The organism is Streptomyces gilvus (assembly GCF_022513565.1).
GTDB lineage: Bacteria > Actinomycetota > Actinomycetes > Streptomycetales > Streptomycetaceae > Streptomyces > Streptomyces gilvus.
Genome location: NZ_JAKWBE010000021.1, coordinates 139,641 through 145,640, shown reverse-complemented (window position 1 = coordinate 145,640; position 6,000 = coordinate 139,641). Strand labels below are relative to the sequence as shown.

Sequence of the window (6,000 nt, the reverse complement as noted above, 5' to 3'; positions counted from 1 at the left end):
AGCGTCCATCAGCTCCGGCGCCGCGATCTGCGAGATCAAGGACTGACAGTGATGATTGCTGTGGCTCCGCTCGGGGGTCTGACTCCAGGTGACTGGCGCTTCGGCTGTCCTGCTTGGGATTCGTCGGCCTTCCGGGTGGGGCCACGGGCGCGCGTGGCCCGTCGGGCATCTGTGACGTCGGGGAGCCCGCCAAAGGTCCCATCACTGTCCTGTCCGTCTGCCCGACCGGCGCGTGCCGTCCCTCACACGTCGAGCGGAAGGACAGGGGGCTCCAGCATGGCAGCCGACGAGACAGCGGTCATCAACTGCATCGACACTCACACCGACGCCCACCAGGCCGCGCTGATCGACACGGTGGGCCGGCACCTGGCCACCGAGGCGTCGCGGCCACGCCGGACGGCGGGATCGTGGGGCGATCCGCACGCTGCGGGTGACACGCAGCTCGGTCCGGCTGCTGACCACGGCGGGCGGCACCCCCGACCGTCTGCGCTCGGAGGCGTCCTTCGCGCAGCTGTGCGCGGCCGCTCCGATTCCGGGGCCGGCCAGGAGGAGCACTGCACGAACCCGGCGGAGGGGGCGGCGCCGGTCAGCGAGGGCCGGTTCCCTCCGGGCTAACCGGGGCTACTTCCTCCCGGCGGCGGTGAACGGATTGCCGGGAACCGCTTCACCCACGATGCCCTCGGCCGTCAGCCGTTGCAGTTCCTCGGCTGAACGCCCGAGCAGAGCGACGATGATGTCCTCATTGTGCTCGCCGAGCATCGGTGCGTGCCGACGATGGTGACGATGCGGTCCCGCGCCGAACCGCATCGGGAACCGCAACTGGGTCACCGGGCCGGTGACGGGGTGCTCGACCGTCTCGAAGGCACCGCGCTCCCCCAGGCCGGCGGCAGCGGGCTGCTCATGACCGCTCAGCACGATCCCGACAGGGACCCCGCGAGGCCACAGCTGTTCCACGATGTCGTCACCGGTCCGGTCGGCGCACCACGACGCGAGGTGCTCGTCGATGAGATCGTGCGCCGCACGACGGCCGTCGGCCGTGTCGAGCCGTGGCTCGGCCGCCCACGCCGGCGAGCCCAGGGCGACGCGCAGGGCCCTCCACTGCGGGTCGGTCTCGACGGCGATGGCGACCCACCGGTCCCGACGCCCGCTGTCGTCGACGTCCGCGGTCAGGTACAGACCCTGTGGCGCGGCGACCGGCCCGCGGTTACCGGTGCGGCCGATCAGGTTGCCGTAAGCGGAGAACTCCACCACCTGCTCGGCGGCGATGTTGAGTGCCCCGGCCACCATCGGGACCTCGAGCAACATTCCCTGCCCGGTACGGCGGCGATGTTCGAGCGCGATCAGAAGCGCGGCCGTGGCGTGGATCCCGGCGATCGGATCGCAGGGGCCGTTCGGCAGCTCGGCCACGCCGTCGGGCAGGCCCGTGACCCAGGCCATACCCGACACCTGCTCCATCGTCTGCGCGTAGCCGGTCCAGTCCCGCCACGGCCCGCTCAGCCCGAACGCCGGAGCACGCAGCATGATCAGGTCGTCACGCTTGACGGCCTCGTAGTCGAGCCCCCAGCCCTCCAGTACCCGCGGGGTGAAATTGTCGATCACGACATCACAATGCTGAATCAGGTCGCGTGCCAGCTCCCGGCCGGCGGCGGTTCCCAGATCCACCGCGAACCCGCGCTTGTTGCTGTTGGTCCCCTGGTAACAGGGCGCCCACTCCCACCACGAGGGTTCGCTCATCGGCCGGGTCGAATGATGGCGCATGCCGTCCGGCCGCGTCGGTGACTCGATGTGGATGACATCGGCCCCCAGCATCCCCAGATACTGGCCGATGACCGGCCCCGCCCAGAACGCGGTGAAGTCCGCGACCCGCACACCTGCGAGCGGCAGGGCGACGTCCGCTTTCCCGTTGCGTGTGACGGGGGGAACGGACGCGTCGCGAACCGCCGCGAGGGCACCGTTGTGCTCGCCGAGTCGGGGCGCGGCCCGACGCGGTTTCGGTTGCACGCGAGCGTGCATCCGGTAGGGGACGGCGGGCTGGAGGAACCCCCGGGCGGGATTCCGCTCGAAGAACCCCCCTTCGGCGAACTGCTCGAATTTTGGAGTGAGTTCACCGTTCCCGATGGGTGCCACCGGGATCCGCAGTTCGCTGGCGATCTCCAGCACCTCAGCCGTCGTGTGCAGCGTGGTCCACTCGCGGACTCCGGCGAGGATCTCCTCACGCCGCTCGTGCCGTGCCGCGTACTTGACCAGGGACTCGTCGTCCATCCAGTCCACGCCTCCCACCATCAGGCAGAAGTTCTGCCATTGCTGACCCGTGGCGACCATGAACCCGACCCAGCCGTCCTTGGTCGGCTCGATGCAGGGAATGTTGGTGGCCCGCTCGCTCCGGAAGGGATGCCCGGCCATGTCGAGGTAGGTGACGGGATGCATCACCGAATTGGTCAGGGCGAGTGTCTCGAGCATCGACACGTCGACGAGGTCGCCGCCCCCGCCGAGCACACTTCGCCGGTGAGCGGACAGGGCGGCGACAGCACCCGAGAGACCGGTCAGCCACTCACCCGTCCGACCGCCCACGGACGTCGGGGCCCGGTCGCGGTCGCCCCGGTCACCAACGGCCCCTGCCCACGCCTGCACGGTCAGCTCGCTGGCGGCCCGCCCCGCCCACGGCCCGTCGAGGCCGAACGGTGACAGGGCGACGACCACAGCGTCCGGATACTCGGCGTGCAGCGACTGCGGGGAGAACTCGGGCCGCTGCGCCACCGGTGACTGGGCGGACCACACGATCACGCTCGCCGCCCGCAACAGGCCGGCCAGCTCTCGCCGGTCCGCCTCGGCCGTCGGATCCACCACGACGCCGGCCGCGCCCTGGGCGAGGAACTCGAAGAGCGCGCCGTCCTCGTCGTCGGAGAGATGGGCACCGGACGCCGACCAGCGTCGCAACGGATCGCCCTCGGGGCCCTCCACCTTCACCACGCTCGCGCCACCGTCCCCCAGGATGCGGCAGCAGTAGGCACCGGCGATACCGTAACTGAGATCGACGACGAGGAACGGCTCGAGCGGTGCTGCCTGTTCGGTCTGTACCTCCCCGGACCCGCCGTCCGGCTCCCTGTCCTCATGATTCGATTGCATGAGTCCCCTTCTTACGGTGCCACCCGGACAGGCGTCCGGGTCGCCTGACGGCCTGTGGTGTTCGGCCACGAACGAACGTCAGAAGACCTTGACCCGCTGACGAGGTCCCGCGGTCAGTCCCCCGGCGCCGGAAGTGCCGGTACCCACACCGGAATTGACACATCGTCAGCAAGTTTCCGGAACGCGACCCTGACCGGATCCCCGATGGCGAGGTCGTCGGCCCCGAAACTGTTCAGCCGGGCGTCCTGTCCGGACAGCACGTTTCCCACCATGCGTAGCTGGGGGCCTTCGGCCAGCGTGACCACCGCCAGCGGAAACGGTGTGTACTCGGCGTACTCGGGAAGGGTCGGCCCATGGGCGACGACGAACGACCAGATGACCGCGTCCCCGCTGACCGGTGTCCACTCATGCCGTGCGCTCCGGCAGTGTGAGCAGACCGGGCCGGGCGGGAAGCGCAGCAGACCACAGTCGCCGCAGCTCTGTACGACGAGCTGCCCCTCGCGTGCGGCGTCCCAGAAGGGCGCAGTGTCGGCTCCGTCGACGATCGGCAGGATCATCGTGTCCCTCCTCGCAACAGAAGCGCGCTGGTGGGGACCGCGTCCGAGCTGCAGACGAAGGACCACTGCGCGCCTTCGACCTGGGCGGTCGAGGTGCCGCGGACCTGCCGGACCGCCTCCAGGATGAGGTTGTAGCCGTGGAGGTACGCCTCCGAGAGACTGCCTCCGCTGGTGTTGACCGGCAGTGTGCCGCCGAGCCCCAGTCCCCCGTTCGGCGTGAGTGCGGCGGCCTCGCCCGGTTTGCAGAACCCGTAGGCCTCCAGGGAGAACAGCACCAGGGGTGTGAACGCGTCGTAGATCTGTGCGACGTCGACATCACCGGGTCGGATGTCGGCCCGGCCCCAGAGCCGGTCTGCGCACACCTGCGCGGGCGTGCGGAGGGCGTCCTCGGCGAGGAACGGCCGCATCATCAGGCTTCCGTCGCTGATCCCCTGCGCGGCGGCGTGGACGAATACCGGTGGCCGGGGAAGATCCACGGCGCGTTCCGCCGACACCAGGACGACCGCCGCCGCGCCGTCGGTCTCCAGGCAGTTGTCGTAGAGGCAGAGTGGATCACTGACCATCCGTGCCGCGAAGTAGTCCTCGCGGGTCAGGGTGCGATCGCTCATCAGTGCCTTGGGATTGAGCTGGGCATGGCGGCGGATCGTGATCGCGATGTCGGCGAGATGCTCACGGGTCGCGCCCGTCTCGTGCATGTAGCGCCGGGCCGTCATCGCGATCTCGTCGACCGGGCGGATGAGCCCGGCGGGCTTGACGAAGGCGTCCAGGCCGCCCACCCGTTCCGGTGTCTGCGCCCACGGCCGGCTCGCCCGGGCTCCGCGTTTGCGGGATCGCCAGGCCACGACGACATCGGCCTGACCTGTCGCGATCGCGGTGGCCGCCAGGCCCACCGTCGCGCACGCGCCACCGCCGCCGGCCGGGGTCCGGGCGAACCAGCCGATGTCGCCCATGCCGAGTGTCCTGGCCAGTTCGTCCTCGCCGACCCCTTCCATCGAGTAGGAGCACAGGCCGTCGACCTCCGAGGGATCGAGGCCCGCGTCGCGCAGCGCCTTGAGCACGGCTTCGGCGGCGAGCTCGTGCTCGCTGCCGGGCGCCGATCGCGCGAAGTCCGTGGCACCGATGCCGACGATCGCGGTCCGGTCCTTCAGTCCGGCATGAGTCCGGCTCACCGGCCAGCCCTCCTCGTCATCGCCGCGTCGCCGAGCCGTCGGTGGTCCCAGGTGCGGGCCCTGACCACGTCCAACCGCAGGCCGACGCGTTTACGCGCCCTGGCGTTCAACAACTCCTCGGCCGCCCTGTCGTCACCGTCCCGGCCGGCCGGGTCCGGATACCGTCCGCTCATCGCCCGTCCGATGCTCATCACATCCGCGCGGTCTCGGAGGATCTCGACCCGGCACTCCAGACAGGCCCCCCTCAACTGCGAGTACCGCGACCCGTCGTCGGCGAGGACACTCGCCCGCGGATCGCGCTCCAGGTTGCGCACCTTCTGACTGGCGGCATAGGTCCACAGCAGCAACCGGTCGCCATCACGCGTGAACCACATGGCGGCGAGGTGCGGCATGTGGTCCGGCCCGATGGTGGCCAGTGTGACGGTGGACTGCTCATCGAGGAACTCGGCCAGCTCCTCGCCGGTCATCGTCACCCCGCGGTCCCTCACGATCGCCGCCCGTCAGTCGGAGGCCGGCAACGGCTTGGCCTGCTTGGGCGTCATGGGATGCCCGTTCACGGCCAGGGCGTACTGCCCGGGCTTCGTGCAGAGCACCTCGACGCCCAGCTCTTCCACGGCATAGCGCTTGCCGAGCTGAACGCCTTCACCCTGTTCGGCGGTCGGCGCGACCGGCAGGGCCTCGGCAGCCTCGGCGGGACCCACCATCTCCACCCCGCCGCACGTCAACGTGAGATCGCCCGCCGGCCAGCGGACCACCATCACCGCCGTGGTGTCGACCATGCTGACCAGCCGCTGCCCAACTTGTGTTCCCATGGCGAGATCTCCGACCCATCGTCTTCTTTTCCGTAGGCGTCATCGGTGCGGCGCCGAGCAGTCCACTGCATTGCACTGTAGTGACCCAACCCAGCATTGTCACCCACTTTTTTTCATTACACAGCAACCGCCCAAACGGACATGCTCTAGAGCAAATGCCCAACTTGCCCTCCACTGGGATGCAATGACTACGACTCATTTATCCAATGTGGGCGCAACATCAAGTAAGCCGTCGAAGGGATCGAGCGGTCGGGTGTCCACCGAGCTCACGCAAGAGGCGAGGCCTCATTCAGTTGGCGTCTTTGACGCTGCTGCGCCCACGGACAGCGCCCAGCG

At 69.4% G+C, this 6,000-nt stretch carries 5 protein-coding genes; all 5 read right to left on the bottom strand.

All coding sequences use genetic code 11. The features are described 5' to 3' along the window. Nucleotides 1-621 precede the first annotated feature (621 nt). Nucleotides 622-3,126: a CaiB/BaiF CoA-transferase family protein gene (locus tag MKW14_RS28230; RefSeq protein WP_240866902.1), complete on the bottom strand. Its 2,505-nt coding sequence runs from the start codon at nt 3,124-3,126 to the stop codon at nt 622-624. 113 nt (nt 3,127-3,239) lie between these two features. Then, on the bottom strand, nt 3,240-3,683 hold the full coding sequence (locus MKW14_RS28225) for a Zn-ribbon domain-containing OB-fold protein (RefSeq protein WP_240866900.1): 444 nt from the start codon (nt 3,681-3,683) through the stop codon (nt 3,240-3,242). Continuing rightward, the gene (locus MKW14_RS28220; RefSeq protein WP_240866898.1) at nt 3,680-4,852 is read right to left on the bottom strand and encodes a thiolase C-terminal domain-containing protein; all 1,173 of its coding nucleotides are present in this window, start codon (nt 4,850-4,852) and stop codon (nt 3,680-3,682) included. The genes MKW14_RS28225 and MKW14_RS28220 overlap by 4 nt, the downstream gene beginning before the upstream one ends. Then, nucleotides 4,849-5,319: a pyridoxamine 5'-phosphate oxidase family protein gene (locus tag MKW14_RS28215; protein ID WP_240866916.1), complete on the bottom strand. Its 471-nt coding sequence runs from the start codon at nt 5,317-5,319 to the stop codon at nt 4,849-4,851. The genes MKW14_RS28220 and MKW14_RS28215 overlap by 4 nt, the downstream gene beginning before the upstream one ends. Nucleotides 5,320-5,352: 33 nt before the next feature. Next, nucleotides 5,353-5,664, bottom strand: a complete 312-nt coding sequence (locus MKW14_RS28210) for a hypothetical protein (RefSeq protein ID WP_240866896.1) — start codon at nt 5,662-5,664, stop codon at nt 5,353-5,355. Nucleotides 5,665-6,000: the final 336 nt, after the last annotated feature.

Bases quoted from the DNA above. Each gene is read 5' to 3' on its own strand.
- MKW14_RS28230 (WP_240866902.1), bottom strand. From the start codon at position 3,126: ATGCAATCGAATCATGAGGACAGGGAGCCGGACGGCGGGTCCGGGGAG.
- MKW14_RS28225 (WP_240866900.1), bottom strand. From the start codon at position 3,683: ATGATCCTGCCGATCGTCGACGGAGCCGACACTGCGCCCTTCTGGGAC.
- MKW14_RS28215 (WP_240866916.1), bottom strand. From the start codon at position 5,319: ATGACCGGCGAGGAGCTGGCCGAGTTCCTCGATGAGCAGTCCACCGTC.
- MKW14_RS28210 (WP_240866896.1), bottom strand. From the start codon at position 5,664: ATGGGAACACAAGTTGGGCAGCGGCTGGTCAGCATGGTCGACACCACG.